This window comes from Paenibacillus dauci (genome assembly GCF_000971985.1).
In the GTDB taxonomy this organism is placed as follows: Bacteria; Bacillota; Bacilli; order Paenibacillales; family Paenibacillaceae; genus Saccharibacillus; species Saccharibacillus dauci.
The window spans coordinates 116,661-135,302 of sequence record NZ_KQ040801.1 but is presented as its reverse complement, the minus strand read 5'-3'; the positions used below and the strand labels follow the sequence as shown (position 1 = coordinate 135,302).

Below are 18,642 nucleotides of genomic sequence, written 5' to 3'. Positions count from 1 at the left end.
CAGCGCCGATGGTACTTGGACCGCAGGGTCCTGGGAGAGTAGGACGTTGCCAAGCGTTTCCCCACTGGGGATTTTTTTTCGGCCATTTCAGTATTAGTTGCTAAACAAATAACTGGAAACGGCGAAAAAGATGGCTTTAAAGTTGAATATTATACTTTGATATTTATTGCTGTAATATTCAAATGTGTTTGGAATTTTTATTAATATGCCGGTGTAGCTCAGTTGGTAGAGCAACTGACTTGTAATCAGTAGGTCGGGGGTTCAAATCCTCTCGCCGGCACCACTTTTCGAATTAAAAGTTGTTTTCACTTTTAATGGGGATTTAACATGGCGGTCGTGGCGAAGGGGTTAACGCATCGGACTGTGAATCCGACATTCGCGGGTTCAATTCCCGTCGATCGCCCTTTATCTTATCTATATTGGGGATTAGCCAAGCGGTAAGGCAACGGACTTTGACTCCGTCATGCATAGGTTCAAATCCTATATCCCCAGCCATTTGAGAGCCATTAGCTCAGTTGGTAGAGCACCTGACTTTTAATCAGGGTGTCGAAGGTTCGAGTCCTTCATGGCTCACCATTTACCTTTTGTAAATGGACTATATTTTATCTTTGTAATATGCGGTCGTGGCGGAATTGGCAGACGCGCACGGTTCAGGTCCGTGTGGGCTTACCCCCGTGGAGGTTCGAGTCCTCTCGACCGCATCCTTATTACGCGGACGTGGCTCAGCGGTAGAGCATCGCCTTGCCAAGGCGAGGGTCGCGGGTTCGATTCCCGTCGTCCGCTCCATATATATTTTTGGATGTCAGAATGTTAGAACCGATAGCGTAAGCTTTTGAGTTTATTTAACAGTATGTCATTTCTGTTTTGGGTTTGATACAGTAGCTGGGTGCTGCTTGATCAGATCTTGATTCCTTGATCCGCGGGTGTAGTTCAATGGTAGAACTTCAGCCTTCCAAGCTGATAGCGTGGGTTCGATTCCCATCACCCGCTTAATAAGAAAAGGATGTCTGACATAGTCAGACATCCTTTTTAGTTTACCCAGAGATTATTAAGATTTAAGATTCCTTTAGGATTTGAGAGTCTTTAAGATTTGGGAGTCTTTAAGATTTGGGATTCCACTGGATTAACATTCCCATTTGAGTCAGACCGGCTCCAAAGCCATAAATAATAAGTGTATCTCCTGATTTTAGCTTGTTGTCTTCGATTCCCTGCTGCATAGCGAGAGGAATAGAGGCGGATGAAGTATTGCCATACCATTCTGCACTGGTCAGAGCTTTGGCTGCAGATAGACCTGACTTGTCAGTAATTGAATCAATCATTTTCAGGTTGGCACTATGAGGTGCGAACCAATCAATCTGATCCAGGGTATATCCGGTTTGCTGCAGCAGTCGTTCGATTCCCTGAGGTACTGTACGTACTGCCCATTTATAGACTTCACGTCCATTTTGATAGATCTTTCCTTGTCCATTCATTGTAGCACCTGCAATCTGGTCAGACAGACCACTGCGATACACGTGACAGCCTCCGCTCCCATCGCTATCGGTTACTGTGCCTATGAAGCTCGGTGCTTCTGCATCATATTCTACCAGAGCAGCTCCGGCTCCATCACCAAATAATATACAGGTGTTGCGATCCGTGTAGTCGACTACTTTGGTCATAGTCTCTGCTGCAACCACTAATACTTTGCGATGCAGACCCGAAGTAATAAAGCTATTGGCCATATGAAGAGCATATACAAAACCCGCACATGTCGCATTGAGGTCCAGCGCCCCTGCACGTGAGATATTAAAATGGGATTGAATCTGGGTAGCTACACTTGGAAACTGGTAATCGGCTGTTGTCGTAGCGACCAGAATGAGTTCTACATCATCCAGTTGAACAGGGTGGTTACTCAGCATATTTTGAACAGCAGCTATACCAAGATCAGAGCTGAACTGATCAGCTGCAGCTGCCCGTCGCTCACGTATACCGGTACGCTGTACGATCCATTCGTCGGAAGTCTCAACCATTTTCTCCAGATCGGTATTCGTGATTCGGTGTTCGGGTACATACGTACCGAGTGCTGTAATTCTTGCGGTAGATACAGTCATATGGTTCACCTCAACTAAGTATGTGTATGGATTAGGATGTGTACGAAATGATATCTGATAGAACATGGAACAAAATGAGGATATCCACTGAGGAATAAAAAGATGCAGCATGGATGATGGGATAGGTACAGAATTCTAAAGAGCTTTCACATTTGAAGAGCTTTGTTTGCATTATACATATAATATGACCTGGTATTAGTACCAGATACTAATTTAATATAACGTATTGTAGGCTAGAAGTAAATCCTAAATTTATTATATCAGTATTTAAAATAGATTTTTTGGAAAGGTATAGATGAGAAGTGTAGTTTGTAGTTAAAAGCTCATAATAGCATAATTAAATGGTTATGTAGAATGGATTGCGTGGTATAGATAGATTGCAATAGGGTTAAATGAAATGCCATAATTACAGTATGCTGGGTATGCTGGTATAGTATTCATTTTATTTTGGAGAAGCTTATTGTTGAAGGACAATAATACCGTTTAATAAAGATAATCTCCAAATCCCTTGGACTTTTGAGAATTTAAAGTTAAAAAAGATCTCCAATTTTAGAGAATCTCACGTTCTAGACAGGCTTAAGTCACAAAAAATTCTCGAGTTCCAGAAGATCATAACTATTCGAATGAGGTGATGAGCACGATGGAAATCAGGCAATTGACTGCAAAAGAATTTGAACTGCGGATGGAGCTGTCGATGTATGCTTTTCAATACCGCAAATCGGCAGAAGAACTGGAAGATATCAAGCCTCGTTTTAAACCAGATACGGTCTGGGGTGTTTTTGAAGATGGTGAGTTAAGTGCGCAGCTGACTTTGCTACCGATGGAGACATACATACATGGGCAGCGGTATGCTATGGGTGGAATTGCCAGTGTAGCTACCTGGCCGGAGAAGCGGCGGCAGGGATTTGTTGATCAACTACTGCGACATGCTTTGCAGTTAATGAATGAATCGGGGCAGTCGGTTTCATTTCTGCATCCGTTTTATTTCCCCTTTTATCGCAAATACGGTTGGGAGCTCTATATCGATTATAAGACCTATACGATCCCTACAGCGTTACTACCTGCCAAAGTACAATCACACGGCCAGGTAAAACGTGGTATAAAGAATATTGAGCTGCTAAATACTATATATGATGCTTATGCTGCTCAATATAATGGTACATTGATACGAACTGAAGAATGGTGGACATATTCGGTTCTGGATTCAGAATCGATCCAGACGGCAGTCTATTACGATGCCTCCGGAGAAGCTCGTGGTTATGTATTGTATGAAGTGAAAGCACGGAAAATGGAGATTGATGAGCTCGTCTATCTGGATGAATCCTCACGGCAAGCATTGTGGACCTATATTGCCAATCATGATTCAATGATTAACGAGGTGATACTCAAAGCTCCGGTAGATGATGGACTGCCCTATCTGCTTCGCGATCCCCGGATTCAGCAGCAGATTACTCCTTATTTTATGGCGAGAATAGTGAATGTACAGCAATTTCTGGAGCAGTATCCCTTTACTCCTGGAGCGGTACAGGTTGTTACAATTACTGTGCATGATTCCGTTGCTGGATGGAATGAGGGGATATGGGAAGTATTGATTAACGAATCCGGTCAGGCTCAGGTGAGTCAGCGTAGTGAGCTTCCTGAAGGAGTACAGCAGGATATCCAGCAGTACAGCAGCATTCAGACGGATATTCAGACATTGACAGTGATGCTGATGGGATACCATCGCCCGTCGGAATTATATCGTTGGGAGCGATTGACCGGTAAATCCGAAGCTGTTGATATTCTGGAAAGCCGTATACCAAGAACTACTCCGTATCTAATGGATTTCTTCTAAAACTGCTGGTAGGATTGCTTCTGAAGCATGCGATCTATTTGGAAGATTTATCAAATAGGAATTGGATATTGGCAAAAAACATATACAAAAACGATCTTCGGACAGTCTATTTGCTGTCAGGAAGATCGTTTTTGTTTTATGTTGATTCTTTTTATAAAACCATGAAATACACGAATGATCTGGAGATTTCAATACATTTGGAGTAGGGCAAGACAATTAATCTGTACAGTTATACAGTTGTAGGTTGAAGCATAGCCGTTATGATGCACAAATTAGGAGCTTGATCCTTGTATAAAACAGATTAGTACTTGGACATTATGAAGTAAAAGATAAAGCCTGATTACTGCTGTAGGGTACGGATTGGAGTCGGATTATTGTTAAATAGGGATTAAACAGCAATTATTTTATCGAGTACAGGATAATGTGTAATAGTTATTAAATACGGACTAGACAGTACATGTTTTAGCGAATATAGGTTGAAGCTTGGTGATTTTACATATCATAGATTGAAGCTGGACGATTATAAATTACGGGTGGATATTAATTATGTTAAAAAGTACAGACTGACCTCGGTTGCTTTATACAGCATGGGATAAAGCCTTATCTAATGAAGTAAAAGTTGGCAGCTGCCTATTATGGAGTGAGAGTTGGTGCTTTGCGGTTATGGGTACCTTGCTCGTAGCTGTAAGCCAGTTTGATCAGCGTACTCTCGTCAAAAGGACGACCCAGGAATTCAATGCCTACTGGCAGACCTTCCGGAGTGAAACCAGCAGGAACTGTAATAGCCGGGAACCCGGAAAACGGGCTAAGACGATTGTTATTGCCGGATTCCTGATCTTCGCCAATTTTGGCCGCTGGTTCGGTTGTGGTTGGATAGACGATCGCATCCAGCTGGTTATCAGCCATTACTTTGAGAAGTGCTTCACGGGTCACTTTGGTTCGGTTCAGTACAATATCTTTGTACTCCTCGGTATCCAGTGATTCCAGTGCATTGCGTTTTTGCATGGAATCCGTCTGGGAAGGATCGAACTGGCCGGATTCCAGAATCTCTGTCAGCGTATGGTAGGGAGCATCTTCTCCGAGGCTGGCGAGATAGTCATTCAGCTGGAACTTGAACTCATATCCGCTCAGACTGGGGAATTTCATGATTTGTTCCAGATGGGGAATCTGTACCGGGACTGCTGTCGCGCCGAGACGCTTGATATCGTCGACTGCTCCATAGACAGCTGTAGTGACAGATTGTTCTGCTGGAGAAGCGCCGAACAGCTCATAGGCCACTCCGATTCGTGCTCCCTTTAGTCCATCTGTCTGAAAGCTATCTGTATAGCTGTTCGGAATATGACCGATACTATAGGCAGTAGCAATATCATCCGGATCATAACCGGCGGTAGCATCCAGCAGAGCGGCTGCATCTGCAACGGTACGCGCAATAGGTCCGCCTACATCCTGGGTAAGTGCCAGCGGAATAATACCATCACGACTGCTAAGGCCTACGGTAGGACGTATACCCACAAGGCTGTTAAATGCAGATGGAATCCGGATTGAGCCACCTGTATCGGTACCCAGACCAGCTGCGGCAAAATTGGCTGCAATAGCCGCACCCGTCCCACCACTGGAACCACCAGGATAATGATCTGTCATGTATGGATTATGTGTCTGTCCACCGAGAGAGCTGGAAGTAGTAATCCCAAAAGCAAATTCATGCAGATTGGATTTGGCGAGAATGATAGCGCCGGCAGCCTTCAATCGGGCGATTTGTTCGGCATCATCATCAGGGATGGAGTTCTTCAGGCAGACGCAACCAGCTGTAGTCGGCATATCCGCTGTATCAAAATTGTCTTTTACAATAATGGGAATACCATGGAGTGGACCACGCGATCCCTTATTCTGACGCTCGCGGTCAAGGTTGGCAGCGATCTGCAGTGCCTGAGGATTGATCGTAAGAATGGCATTGATTGTGGGACCCTGATCATCATATTTGGCGATACGATCCAGGTACTGCTGAGCCAGCTGGACGGAAGTGACTTTGCCAGTGGTAAGAGCCTGCTGCATATCGGCTATAGTCGCTTCAGAGACGTCAAATGTCTCTACTGTACCGGGAGTAGATTGGGCGGAAGCAGTATGTATCGATGGAGCATATGTAGTAACCGATAGTGTAAACAACAAGGCAGCAATGAGATAAATACGTGCCTGTTTTTTTAACTGAGATGTAGAGAAAGGGGATGAATGATGTGACATTGAATCGCCTCTTTTCGTCATTTTGGTTAATAATTATACCATTACTTGTTTAATTATGTATTTTATTGTTAGTAAATATAACATGTCAATGGATTTAACCAGAATTAGGAGAGAAGTTGCAGAGAAAGAGACAAGACAGGCAGCTATCATTAGTTAGTAATGAATATCTAATCATTACTGTGCGAAATATATCAGGATAATGTATGTTAAAATAAAAAAGATAATGAAGATAATGAGCTCGAACTTAAATGAATGGGTCTAAACAATAGGCTTGCGTATGGAAAGGAAACATCACAATGAAAAAGCTTGTACTGGCTGAAAAGCCTTCGGTAGCAAGAGAAATTGCCCGTGTACTGGGCAGCAATCAAAAACAAAAAGGGTATCTTGAAGGACCTCAATATATTGTGACCTGGGCTCTGGGGCATCTGGTAGGATTGGCTGAACCGGAAGATTATGATAACAAGTATCAGAAATGGAATCTGGAGGATCTACCGATCCTGCCGCCTGGCAGCATGAAGCTAAAAGTACTGCGGGAAAGTGCCCAGCAGTATAAAACGGTTCAGCATCTAATGAAACGTCAGGATGTGGACAGTCTGATCGTAGCTACAGATGCTGCACGTGAGGGCGAACTGTTGGCCCGCTGGATTATACAGATGGCGAAATGGAACAAACCTTTTCAGCGACTGTGGATTTCTTCGCAGACAGACAAAGCGATCAAAGAAGGCTTTGCCAAGCTGCGTCCAGGTAAGGAATTCGATCGACTCTATGAAGCAGCTCGCTGCCGCGCGGAAGCGGACTGGATGATCGGGCTTAATATTACCCGTGCCCTGACATGCAAATTCGATGCCCAGCTATCTGCCGGACGGGTGCAGACACCTACACTGGGGATGATTATGCAGCGCGAGCAGGATATTCGTAATTTCCGCTCGCAAGATTACCATACATTGCAGCTGGATCTGGGAAATTTCCAGATGCAGTGGCGCAGCAAGCAGGGAGACGGACGTCTATTCGATGCAGATATCGTTCAGCAGATGCAGCACAAGCTGGAAGGCAAAAAAGTACAGATTATTCAGGTCAAAAAAAGCGAGAAGCAGGAGCCGCATCCACTCGCTTATGATCTGACCGAGCTGCAGCGCGATGCCAACCGCCGATATGGATTTTCGGCGAAGCATACATCCAATGTATTGCAAAAGCTCTATGAACAGCACAAGCTGGTTACCTATCCGCGTACAGATTCCCGCTATCTCTCTTCCGATATGACAGAGACCCTGCAGGAGCGCCTGGCCAGTGTAGCGGTAGGACCTTATGCCTCGATCGCGCGTCCTCTGCTGCGCGGCAAGCTGATTATCAGCCGCCGGATTGTGGATGACAGCAAGGTAAGTGATCATCATGCGATTATCCCGACAGAGCAGACCCTGCTGCTGAACACTCTGACTACCGATGAGCGGAAGCTGTATGATCTGATTGCGAGACGGTTTATCAGTTTATTTTACCCGGCAGCCCGTTATGATACGGTTCAGGTTATCGCTCAGGCAGCAGAGGAGCAGTTCCATGCCAAAGGTGTGACGGTCAAGGACAGCGGCTGGAAAATGGTCTATGGAGATCAGTGGGAAGACGATGAGGACGAAGAATCTTCCGATTCGGTCAAAGCCCAGGAAAGACAGACAGCAACCCAGACATTACCTGAGCTGCAGCAGGGAGATACTTTGATGATACGTAGGACGCAGGTACAAAACGGCAGAACGATGCCGCCGAAGCGTTATACGGAAGCAGCCCTGCTCTCGCAAATGGAAAAGCATGGACTAGGTACACCAGCAACCCGCGCTGACATTATCGAGAAGCTGGTCTCGTCGGATACAATTGAACGTCAAGGCAATCATCTGCATCCTACCGGAAAAGGAACCCAGCTGATCGAACTGGTATCACCGGAGCTGCGTTCACCTGAACTGACCGCCAAGTGGGAAAGCGAACTGGAGAAAATCGCACGTGGTCAGGGACAACCTGGACCTTTCCTGCAGGGAATTCGGCAGATGGCCGAATCGCTGGTCAGCGGTGTCAAACAGAATGATGCCCATTACAAACCGCATAATGTATCGAACAGCCATTGTCCGGATTGCGGTACCCGAATGCTCGAAAAGAAAAGCAAACGTGGAACATTCCTCGTCTGTCCCAGTGAGGATTGCAGCTATCGTCGTACGACGAGTAAACAGCTGTCCAACCGGCGCTGTCCGCAGTGTCACAAGAAAATGGAGATCAAGGATGGCAAGGCAGGCACGTATATCCAGTGCCTGGGCTGCGGGATTACCGAAAAGCTGAACAAAGACGGAGTCAAACCGGTCAACAAGCGTGAACAGCAAAAGCTGGTCAAACAATTCGAGAAAAAAGAAGAGTTTGGCTCCAGTCTCGGCGATCTGCTAAAAGCAGCTCTGGAAAAGAAGGAATAATATAGCGTTATCCATAATGTATTACTAATGAGAGTACAGACAGCCGGAGCAGGCAGCCAAGCAGAGATGCTGCTGGCGCCGGCTGTTTTATTTTGCAATATGTATTATTAGCAGACCCAAATGAGTGGAGGCAAAGATGAGTAAAACCATTTCAGATATTGCTCAAATTGCGGGCGTAGCCAAAAGTACGGTATCCCGTTACCTGAACGGCGGATCAGTCGGTGTGAATACCCGGCAGAAGCTGGAACAGGTTATCCGGGAAACCGGGTATATTCCGAATACATTTGCCCAGAGTCTCAAAGCCAAAAATGCCAGCATTATTGGTACAATTGTGCCGCGGCTGGATTCATTTGCGACTTCACATACACTGATGGGAATCGATGATCAGCTGCGGCAGTTTGGCTATCGGATGATTATCTCCAATACAAGTCAGGATATGAACCGTGAGATCGAAGCGATTTATGAGCTTGCCAGACAGAAGATAGCGGGGATTATTTTGCTGGCTGCCCGAATTACGGAAGATCATCTGGTAGCAATCCAGGAGACGGGGGTACCCGTACTACTCGTTGGACAGCAGCATGAACAGATTCACAGCCTGATTCACAATGACTATGAAGCAGGATATGATCTGGGGCGCTACGTATTATCAAAAGGGCATCGCCGCCTGGTATACCTTGGGGTTACCGAGCAGGATATTGCAGTTGGAATCAGACGTAAAGAAGGATTTGCGCGCGCCGTGGAAGAAACGGGCGGCTGTCAGGTGGATTATTACGAGACAAGCTTCCGCATTCCGGATGCTAGAGAAGCAGCGACAGAGATTTTTGCAAATCCATTTGACGCGTCTGTGATCGTCTGTGCTACAGACAATATTGCACTGGGTGTCATGAAAGCTGCTTATCAGCAGGGAATACGTATTCCGGAAGAGCTGTCTGTTACAGGATTCGGTGGATATGATGTAACCGAAGTTGTCCATCCAGCGTTAACGACAGTACGATATCCTTATACAGAAGCTGGAAAAATAGCTGCCCGTAATATTATTCATCTGGTTAATAATCAGCAGGTAAATAAGGTTACTATAATGGATCATCAATTATTAGAGAGAGAAAGCGTTGACAAATACTAAAAAATGACTTTATAATAACTTTGGAATCGGTTCCAAAGATTCCTCCGCAGGTGGTGCGACGTAGGTTTATGCTAACTGATTCTATAACCAAAAGGATCAGTTCTTATTTTAATTCAATTTGGAACCGGTTCCTTTTATTTAATCAAAAATGGAACCGGTTCCGTAAAAGACGGAGAATAATTATGAAAATGAGCAGAGAACAAAAATACCGTCTGATTGAAGAGGCGGGTGAAGAAGAATTAATACTGCTGAAGCAGCAGGTGGAGCAGAGCCCATGGCGGCAGAAATATCATATTCAGCCGCATACCGGACTTCTCAATGATCCCAATGGATTCGCTTATTATCAAGGCGAGTATCATCTTTTCTATCAGTGGTTCCCCCTAGGGACGGATCATGGAATGAAGTACTGGTACCATCTGAAGTCGGCGGATTTGTCCGATTGGCAGGACTGCGGTATCGGTATTGCACCAGGTGATCCGCAGGATTCCCATGGCGCATATTCAGGCAGTGGGCTGGAATATGAGGGCCAGCTGTATCTGATGTATACCGGCAACACAAGGGATACGAACTGGATAAGGCATCCATATCAATGTATGGCAGTCATGAACAGGGACGGGCAGATTACCAAGTGGGATCAACCAGTGATCAGCGCAGTACCAGCAGGTTATACGGATCATTTCCGCGATCCCAAAGTATGGCGATCCGGAGAGCAATTTTACTGTGTGATTGGTGCGCAGCGGGAAAACGAAACAGGCAGTATTGTTGTGTATCGTTCTTCGGATCTTGCACAGTGGGAATGGGCTGGCGAATTGAATACATCGCTGCCGGAATTTGGATACATGTGGGAGTGTCCGGATTATTTTGAAATGGATGGACAGGGTGTCCTGCTATTTTGCCCACAGGGATTGCAGCCCGAAGGTGAGAAATACCGGAACATTTATCAATCGGGTTATGTGGTTGGAGACAAAATGAATCTGGAGACAATGGAACTGCAGCATGGAGAGTTTCATGAGCTAGACTGTGGATTCGACTTCTATGCTCCGCAAACGACGGCTGGACCTAATGGAAAGCGTATTATAATCGGCTGGATGGGATTGCCGGATATTGAATATCCGACCGATCAGCAGGGCTGGGCACACTGTCTGACACTGCCGAGAGAACTGCATTTGCATCAGGGTAAACTCATCCAAAAACCGGTACTCGGGCTGACCCATAGACGAGCTAGCAAAGCTTCGGTTAGCGGCAGATTAACCGGACGACAGCAGTATCCGGGTTTTGCAGGTGAAGCATATGAGCTGATCTGCACCTATGCAGCGGAAGAAGGACATAATAACGTAATTAAAGGCGAGCACGACAGTCTGGCAAAAGTAACAAGCGAGACTACTGAACGACCAACTGTTGATTCCAGACAGGCAGATGTATTTGGAGTAGAGCTACGTACCGGGAAAAACGAAAAGACGGTACTGAGCTACGATGCACAAGCTCAAAAGTTGACTCTGGATCGCTCGGCTGCCGGTCAGCCTTTTGCCGAATCTTATGGGACGACCCGAAGCTGCATCCTGGAGCAGCCGCTCAGTCGATTGCATATATTTGTAGATGTATCGTCGATAGAGATTTTTGTAAATGAAGGTGAAGCCGTATTCACAAGCCGGATCTTCCCTGATCCGGACAGTCAGGGCATCGTGTTCTTTGCAGAAGATGGAGCAGTACATTTGCAGGCAGAAAAATGGGATTATCTTCGCTAAAATCAGGACACAGGATTGAGATAAGAGAGAGGATGAACAGGTATGGCACAAAATCATGATATCGCCAAAGAGGTGCTGGATGCAGTTGGAGGCAAAGAGAATATTGCTTCCTTTGCCCACTGTGCAACAAGACTACGGATTATGGTCAACGACAAGGAAAAGATTGATCAAAAGCATGTAGAAAATATTGAAAAGGTCAAAGGTGCCTTTTTCAATGCGGGTCAGTATCAGATCATTTTTGGTACTGGAACGGTCAATCAGATCTATGAAGAGATGGAAAAGTTGGGCCTGGATGGCTCTAGCAAAGAAGAAGTGAAAAGCCAGGCCAAGCAGCAGGGCGGTCATTTCCAGCGTGCGATCCGTACATTTGGCGATGTGTTTGTACCGATTATTCCGGTGCTGGTTGCTACCGGATTATTCATGGGACTGCGCGGATTGCTGACCCAGCCGGAAGTGCTCTCCTGGTTCGGCACTACACCGGAAGCGCTCTCACCCAATTTTCTGTTATATACCAAGGTACTGACGGACACGGCGTTTGCTTTTCTGCCTGCATTGGTAGCCTGGTCGGCTTTCCGTGTATTCGGAGGAAGTCCGGTACTGGGTATTATTCTCGGTCTGATGCTGGTTAACCCGGCGCTGCCCAATGCGTATTCAGTAGCAGATGGTTCGGCGGAACCGCTGACGATGTTTGGCTTTATCCCGGTTGTTGGTTATCAAGGGTCGGTACTGCCGGCATTCTTCGTGGGACTGCTCGGCGCCAAGTTCGAACGATATCTTCGTAAGCGTATTCCTGAATCGCTGGACTTGATTCTTACGCCGTTTCTGACGCTGCTCGTGATGATCACACTGGGGCTGTTTGCGATCGGACCGGTATTCCACTCGCTGGAAGAGGTTGTACTGCACGGAACAACAGCTGTACTGAATATGCCGTATGGTATTGCCGGGATTATCATCGGATTCCTGCACCAGATTATCGTCGTTACCGGGGTACATCACATCTTCAATCTGCTGGAAATCCAGCTGCTGGAGAAAACAGGCGTCAACCCGTTCAATGCCATCATTACCTGTGCAATGGCAGCTCAAGCAGCAGCCTGTCTGGCAGTCGGTCTGAAAACAAAGGATGCCAAGCTGAAAGCGCTGGCACTGCCTTCTTCGTTCTCCGCTTTTCTCGGAATTACCGAGCCGGCGATCTTCGGGGTGAATCTGCGTTATATGAAGCCCTTTATTATGGGACTGATTGGCGGTGCTGCCGGTGGGTTTCTCGCCTCCCTGTTGCATTTGGCAGGAACTGGTATGGCGATAACGGTACTGCCGGGCACACTTCTCTATCTGAATTCACAGCTGCCCATGTACATTTTGTGCAACTTGGTCGCTATGGCAATCGGCTTTGCGTTGACATGGATATTCGGATTCAATGACAAGATGCTAAGTGATATGAAGATTGCGGACAAATAGCAAGTGCGGCAATTGTACTGGTTGTTGATGTATGGGAATGAAAGTGACTAAAGCCGTTGGCAACAGTACGTGTAAAAAGATGTGCTAAAAGATAAATCCAAAAAGCAAAGTACAAAAAGCAAAGTACAAAAAGCAGACAGTACCCTTATACAGGTGCTTTCTGCTTTTTGTACTTTGTTTTGTTTTTATTATCTATACGATCTCTGTATTCTATTCAAACTCTGAATCCGTACATAGAGAACGATCTTCTTTTGGTGATACAGGAAGTTGGATGTACAATAAAGGATAATCATTTATAAAAGTAAAGCTAAAAAAGAATCTTGCAAGTCGTGTCTTGTCTAGCGCTACAGCGAGAAGATTAAATGTCCAAGCAGAAGGTCTGTTATTGTACATATGGCAGGTACACAAGAGATAATAACAGAGCAGTCTGTGATTCAAATGAACAGGCAGTTTGCCATGCAGGAGTTGGATGATATTGATAAAGAAAATGAGATACATGCAAAATCTCACTGTCCAGGAACAGCATATTGTAGATTATATTTTACGTGATCCGCAGGTAGTGTTCCATCATACGGCTCAGGAAATGGCCGGACTGACTTTTACCAGTGCTTCGACGGTAGTCCGGTTGTGCAAAAAGCTGGGAGCGCGGGGATATCCCGATTTCCAGCTGAAGCTGGCACTGGATGATGAGATTCGGCAACTATCCAGCAGCAGGCCGGCAGCCAAGCAGCCATTCGGCTCGCTAACCGATCAGATGGAATGGATTCCTGCGATCTATGATGAAGCGCTGATTGAGACCCGGCGCAGATGTGATCTGGCTGTTCTTGAGCCTGTCTGTACATGGGTGCAGGAAGCGGGACGGATCGATATCTATGGTAGCGAAAGCAATTATTACACCGCCCAGCAGGCATGTGCCCGCTGGAATGAGGTGGGTCGAAGTGCGATTGCTCATAACAGTGCCAATCATCACTATTTATCCAATCCGCATCTGGATGCTTCCACCTTGTCCTTTATTATTTCCCATACGGGTCGTAATCCGGCGATGCTGGAAATTGCCCGTGCGTTGAAGGAAAAAGGCCGCCGTACAGTGGCATTAACCGGTGGTACAGACACACCACTGGCACGATTATGTGACTATACGCTTCTGACGTATGCAGCACATACCGGACCGGCTTCCAAGTTGTTCTCGTCGATGTCTACGCAGTATTTGTTTGATGTGCTGCTGGTGAGTACCTGGCCTGCTTCATAAATTAAAAGCTGATCAAACGGTGATCCCCATGATCCGCTGTAAATACAATACCTGCATCCCGGCGGGCAGCTTCCAGCGTCTGCATAACTGCATAACTGTGATCCAGCAATTCATCACATCTCGCATAATCACCGCTGCGCGAGATTTCTTCAAAGGCAGCCAGCTCATAGTAGAGCGGATTATCGATAGTCTGTTCGTTATATTCGGTCTGCTGGTCGTTGGTATGAATCAGAATTCGGCGGCAGCCATTGGCGCCATGTTCGATATGAAAGTAGCCATTTTCGCCCTGGATCAGCACAAAATTCATACCGTAAGTATCCTTGGCACCGACACATTCTCCAATAAATCCGTCGTAAGTCAGAACCAGCACACCGGAGGTGTCGATTCCGCCGGAATGCTTGTTGGCGGTATAGCTGACCTCATGCGGTGCACCGAACAGATTCATGACCAGATGGAGATTATAAATATTAATATCCATTAAGGCTCCACCGGAAAAGACCGGGTTGAATACATTGGGCATTCCGCCGCGTAGCAGTTCATCATATTTGCGCGAATACTGGCTGTAATTGCACTGGATCAGACGAATCGTGCCTAATCTATCGATATTTTGCTTGATCCACTGGTAATTGGGCAGATGGATATTGGTAATCGCTTCAAATAAAAACAGCTTTTGTTCACGAGCTGTCCGAATCAGAATCTGCAGCTCGCGAGTCGTAGAGGTAAAAGGTTTCTCACAAATCACATGTTTGCCGTGCTGCAGAGCCTGCAACGCATAATCAAAATGAAGACTGTTTGGTGAGGCGATATAGATCCAGTCCACTGCCGGATCTTGCAGCAACTCATCGAATACGGTATGTATGCGAGGGATACCATATTGCTGTGCCAGCGGTTCGGCAGTTGCCTGTTTGCGTGAGAGAATGGCAGTACATGAAGCAGAAGAAATATGCTGCAGTGCATCGAGGAAAGCTTCGACAATGCTGCCAGTTCCAATAATTCCAATATTCATAAATAGGGACACTCCTGTCGGTTAAATGATATCTGTGGCGATTGATTTGGGGTTTGGGGTGTTACTTTCTAATAGCTCGCCTACATTCCCGATTCGGATAAAGGTACAAGCGAGTCATGCAGGCTGTGAAAGAGATGCAGGGAAATGAATAATGTAGGTCATCATAGCACTGTGAATCATTTTGCGAAATGATTGACGGGTAGATTGGTGGATCATTTCATAAAACGATCCATAGACGGTTCTTATCCTGAAATTGAATTTTAAAAACTGGGCATAGATAATAGAAGATACAATATATGTAAGGGGAGGATGATTCGAATGACACTCGATTCACTGGGACTTCAAGGCAAGCTGATTGTATCCTGTCAGGCACTGGAGCATGAACCACTGTACAGCTCATTTATTATGGGCAGAATGGCACTCGCTGCGCAGCAGGGAGGAGCAGCAGGTATTCGTGCCAATACAGCAGCGGACATTAATGAAATCCGGCAGCAGGTCGATCTGCCGGTCATTGGAATCGTGAAGCACAACTACGGGGATCATCCGGTATTCATCACACCTACACTCAAAGAGGTGGCGGAGCTGGCTGCAACAGGCTGCGAGATTGTTGCGCTGGACGCGACCGATCGTCCAAGGCCGGATGGCATGCGTCTGGATGAACTGGTACAGCAGATTCGGCAGCATTATCCTCAGCTGCTGCTTATGGCAGATGTATCTACTGTAGAGGAAGGGCTGGGAGCGCAGCGACTTGGATTCGATCTCGTATCAGCGACATTGGTCGGGTATACGGAGCAGACACAGGGGCAGAAGCTGTACGAGCATGACTTTGCCATTTTAAAAGAAATGATCCGGCAGATTACAACGCCGATCGTAGCTGAAGGAAATATTCTGACACCGGAAATGGCAGCGCGCTGTCTGGAACTGGGCGTGTACAGTGTAGTCGTCGGGGGAGCGATTACGCGGCCGCAGCAGATTACAGAGCGTTTTATCGAGCAGATGAATCAGCGTGTTCCGAGAGAAGACTGAGTCTGTACCCGCCAGCTTGTATTTAGAGTATAGATTCCAGTCCGCCAGGCAGTCGGGGTTGTACATATCGTGCCATCATTTGCTTGCATCATGCCATGTGCCTACACGCGGAGAAAGGATAAGATAAGGATGTTATCCGCGATGATAGGCGGCGGATCAAAGCGAATCTACGGCCAGCCGGTTCTGGCAGGCTGATCAGGAGGAACCCACATGTCCATTTTCTACGATGAAAAGCAAGCAACATTCCATTTGCAAACGTCTTCAACAAGTTATGTGATCCAATTAATCCATGGACGCCATCTGGCGCATTTATACTGGGGGCCGGCACTGCGGCACTCCACGGTAGGCAGTCTGCTGCGCAGAATCGAACGTGCTTCTTTTAGCCCGAACTATCATGATGAGGATCGTACCTTTTCCTTTGATACACTGCCACAGGAGTATCCGGGTTATGGACGTGGCGATTATAGAGAGCCTGCTTTTGAAGTGATGCTGCCGAATGGCTCCAGTGTAAACGATCTGCATTATGTGAGCCATCGCGTGACAGCAGGCAAGCCTGCGCTTGAAGGGCTGCCAGCTACCTATGTAGAGCAGGATAGTGAAGCAGATACACTGGAGATTACGCTGCGCGACGAGCTGACTGGTCTGGAAGCGATTGTACAATATTCTGTATTCGGTGAGCTGAATGCGATTACCCGTGCGGTACGTTTGCATAATCAGGGTAGTGAGCCGGTATCGATCCGCCGTGCACTGAGCAGCAGCGTGGATTTCCATCAGGATCAGTATGAGATGATGCATCTGTCCGGCGCCTGGGTGCGTGAACGTCATGTACACTATCGTCCGCTCACACCGGGATTGCAGCGCGTGGAGAGCAAGCGCGGCTCCAGCAGCCACCAGCATAATCCGTTTATTGCCCTGCTGGAAAAAGGCGCAACCGAGGATCATGGTCAGGTGTACGGAATGAGTCTGGTTTACAGCGGTAACTTTATCGCTCAGGTCGAGGTGGATCAGTTCCACACTGCCCGGATGCAGGTAGGATTGTCTCCGTTTGACTTTGAATGGAAACTGGAAGCCGGTAAAATGTTCCAGACTCCGGAAGCGGTGCTGGTGCATTCTGCAGACGGACTGGGCGGCATGTCGCGTACGTACCACAAGCTCTACCGTACACGACTGAGCCGTGGTACGCATCGTGATAAAGTACGTCCGATTCTGATCAATAACTGGGAAGCGACATATTTTGATTTTGATGCACCGAAAATCAAGAGTATTGCCGCAGCCGGACAGGAACTCGGAATCGAGCTGTTCGTACTGGATGATGGCTGGTTCGGTCATCGTGATAATGATCGCTCCTCCCTTGGAGACTGGGTGGAAGACCGCCGCAAGCTGCCGGAAGGACTGGGCAAGCTGGCACAGGAGATTGTCGATACGGGTATGCAGTTTGGACTGTGGTTCGAGCCGGAGATGGTCTCGCCGGACAGCGATCTGTATCGCAAGCATCCGGACTGGTGTCTGCATGTACCGGATCGCAGCCGCTCCATGGGTCGTCAGCAGCTGATCCTCGATCTGTCCCGTCAGGATGTATGCGATTATATCGTGGAATCGGTCAGCAGTGTGCTTGCTTCCGCACCAATCACCTATGTGAAATGGGATATGAACCGCAATATGTCCGAGATCGGATCGGCACTGCTGCCAGCGGAGCGTCAGCGCGAGACCGCTCACCGTTATATGCTGGGATTATACAATGTGCTGGAGCGGATTACCTCGGCGTTCCCGGATGTACTGTTTGAGAGCTGCTCCGGTGGCGGTGGTCGATTTGACCCTGGGATGCTCTATTATATGCCGCAGACATGGACCAGTGATGACACCGATGCCGTAGAACGTCTGAAGATCCAGTATGGTACCAGCATGGTATATCCAGCGAGTTCAATGGGTTCCCATGTGTCGGCTGTACCGAATCACCAGGTGGGCCGGATCACTTCATTTGCCACGCGCGGTCATGTAGCGATGTCCGGTAACTTTGGCTATGAGCTGGATCTGACGAGTCTGACCGAGGAAGAGAAACAGGAAGTACGCGAGCAGGTGACCCAGTACAAGCAGCTGCGTGAGCTGATTCAGTTTGGCGAATTTTATCGTCTGCTCAGTCCGTTTGAAGGCAACTATACGGCATGGATGTTCGTCTCGGAAGATCAGCAGGAGGCATTTGGCGGTTACTTCCAGGTACTCAGTGAACCGAATCCACCACTGCGTCGTCTGAGACTCAGAGGATTGAATCCAGACATCCGTTATCGCATGAGTGTGAACGGTGTGGAAGAAGAACCGGTCTATTATGGCGATGAACTGATGTACCACGGGATCGCGCTGATCGAGAAATATGAAGATTTCCAGAGCACCCTGTTTACTTTTAAAGCAGTAGACTAATGTTCTTGATGGCTGCT

At 47.1% G+C, this 18,642-nt stretch carries 11 protein-coding genes and 7 tRNA genes; 15 read left to right on the top strand and 3 right to left on the bottom strand.

All coding sequences use genetic code 11. The features are described from left to right. The first annotated feature begins 207 nt into the window (after positions 1 to 207). From WH46_RS06740 to WH46_RS06710, 7 genes are all read left to right on the top strand, one after another. Positions 208 to 283: transfer RNA gene (locus tag WH46_RS06740), tRNA-Thr, on the top strand. 47 nt (positions 284 to 330) lie between these two features. Continuing rightward, a tRNA-His gene (locus WH46_RS06735) sits at positions 331 to 403 on the top strand. A gap of 17 nt (positions 404 to 420) precedes the next feature. Next, a tRNA-Gln gene (locus tag WH46_RS06730) sits at positions 421 to 495 on the top strand. 5 nt (positions 496 to 500) lie between these two features. Then, a tRNA-Lys gene (locus WH46_RS06725) sits at positions 501 to 576 on the top strand. Between the two features lie 41 nt (positions 577 to 617). Next, positions 618 to 701, top strand: a tRNA-Leu gene (locus tag WH46_RS06720). Positions 702 to 711: 10 nt separating this feature from the next. Beyond that, a tRNA-Gly gene (locus WH46_RS06715) sits at positions 712 to 786 on the top strand. 133 nt (positions 787 to 919) lie between these two features. Then, positions 920 to 990, top strand: a tRNA-Gly gene (locus WH46_RS06710). Between the two features lie 110 nt (positions 991 to 1,100). On the opposite strand, the gene WH46_RS06705 is transcribed toward WH46_RS06710, so the two are convergent. Next, positions 1,101 to 2,090: a ketoacyl-ACP synthase III gene (locus tag WH46_RS06705; protein ID WP_046226193.1), complete on the bottom strand. Its 990-nt coding sequence runs from the start codon at positions 2,088 to 2,090 to the stop codon at positions 1,101 to 1,103. Positions 2,091 to 2,730: 640 nt separating this feature from the next. Between WH46_RS06705 and WH46_RS06700 the strand changes: the two genes are divergently transcribed. Further along, positions 2,731 to 3,924: a GNAT family N-acetyltransferase gene (locus WH46_RS06700; RefSeq protein WP_046226192.1), complete on the top strand. Its 1,194-nt coding sequence runs from the start codon at positions 2,731 to 2,733 to the stop codon at positions 3,922 to 3,924. A gap of 633 nt (positions 3,925 to 4,557) precedes the next feature. Here the strand turns inward: WH46_RS06700 and WH46_RS06695 are convergent. Beyond that, entirely contained in the window at positions 4,558 to 6,162 is a 1,605-nt protein-coding gene (locus WH46_RS06695) for an amidase family protein (RefSeq protein ID WP_046226191.1), read from the bottom strand. A 296-nt stretch (positions 6,163 to 6,458) separates the two neighbouring features. Here WH46_RS06695 and WH46_RS06690 point away from each other — a divergent pair, with 296 nt between their 5' ends. From WH46_RS06690 to WH46_RS06670, 5 genes are all read left to right on the top strand, one after another. Then, positions 6,459 to 8,606: a DNA topoisomerase III gene (locus WH46_RS06690; RefSeq protein ID WP_046226190.1), complete on the top strand. Its 2,148-nt coding sequence runs from the start codon at positions 6,459 to 6,461 to the stop codon at positions 8,604 to 8,606. A 136-nt stretch (positions 8,607 to 8,742) separates the two neighbouring features. Further along, positions 8,743 to 9,729, top strand: a complete 987-nt coding sequence (locus WH46_RS06685) for a LacI family DNA-binding transcriptional regulator (protein WP_017814626.1) — start codon at positions 8,743 to 8,745, stop codon at positions 9,727 to 9,729. 182 nt (positions 9,730 to 9,911) lie between these two features. Then, a complete protein-coding gene (locus tag WH46_RS06680; RefSeq protein ID WP_046226189.1) occupies positions 9,912 to 11,474 on the top strand; it encodes a glycoside hydrolase family 32 protein in 1,563 nt (520 codons plus the stop codon). 42 nt (positions 11,475 to 11,516) lie between these two features. After that, on the top strand, positions 11,517 to 12,929 hold the full coding sequence (locus WH46_RS06675) for a sucrose-specific PTS transporter subunit IIBC (RefSeq protein WP_046226188.1): 1,413 nt from the start codon (positions 11,517 to 11,519) through the stop codon (positions 12,927 to 12,929). A gap of 475 nt (positions 12,930 to 13,404) precedes the next feature. Beyond that, positions 13,405 to 14,178: a MurR/RpiR family transcriptional regulator gene (locus WH46_RS06670; RefSeq protein ID WP_197088255.1), complete on the top strand. Its 774-nt coding sequence runs from the start codon at positions 13,405 to 13,407 to the stop codon at positions 14,176 to 14,178. 1 nt (position 14,179) lies between these two features. On the opposite strand, the gene WH46_RS06665 is transcribed toward WH46_RS06670, so the two are convergent. Next, positions 14,180 to 15,184 carry a Gfo/Idh/MocA family protein gene (locus tag WH46_RS06665; protein ID WP_046226186.1) on the bottom strand — a complete coding sequence of 335 codons (1,005 nt, stop codon included), beginning with the start codon at positions 15,182 to 15,184 and terminating at the stop codon, positions 14,180 to 14,182. Between the two features lie 318 nt (positions 15,185 to 15,502). Between WH46_RS06665 and WH46_RS06660 the strand changes: the two genes are divergently transcribed. Continuing rightward, positions 15,503 to 16,210 carry an N-acetylmannosamine-6-phosphate 2-epimerase gene (locus WH46_RS06660; protein WP_197088254.1) on the top strand — a complete coding sequence of 236 codons (708 nt, stop codon included), beginning with the start codon at positions 15,503 to 15,505 and terminating at the stop codon, positions 16,208 to 16,210. Positions 16,211 to 16,420: 210 nt separating this feature from the next. Next, on the top strand, positions 16,421 to 18,625 hold the full coding sequence (locus WH46_RS06655) for an alpha-galactosidase (protein ID WP_046226184.1): 2,205 nt from the start codon (positions 16,421 to 16,423) through the stop codon (positions 18,623 to 18,625). The last annotated feature ends 17 nt before the right edge of the window (positions 18,626 to 18,642 follow it).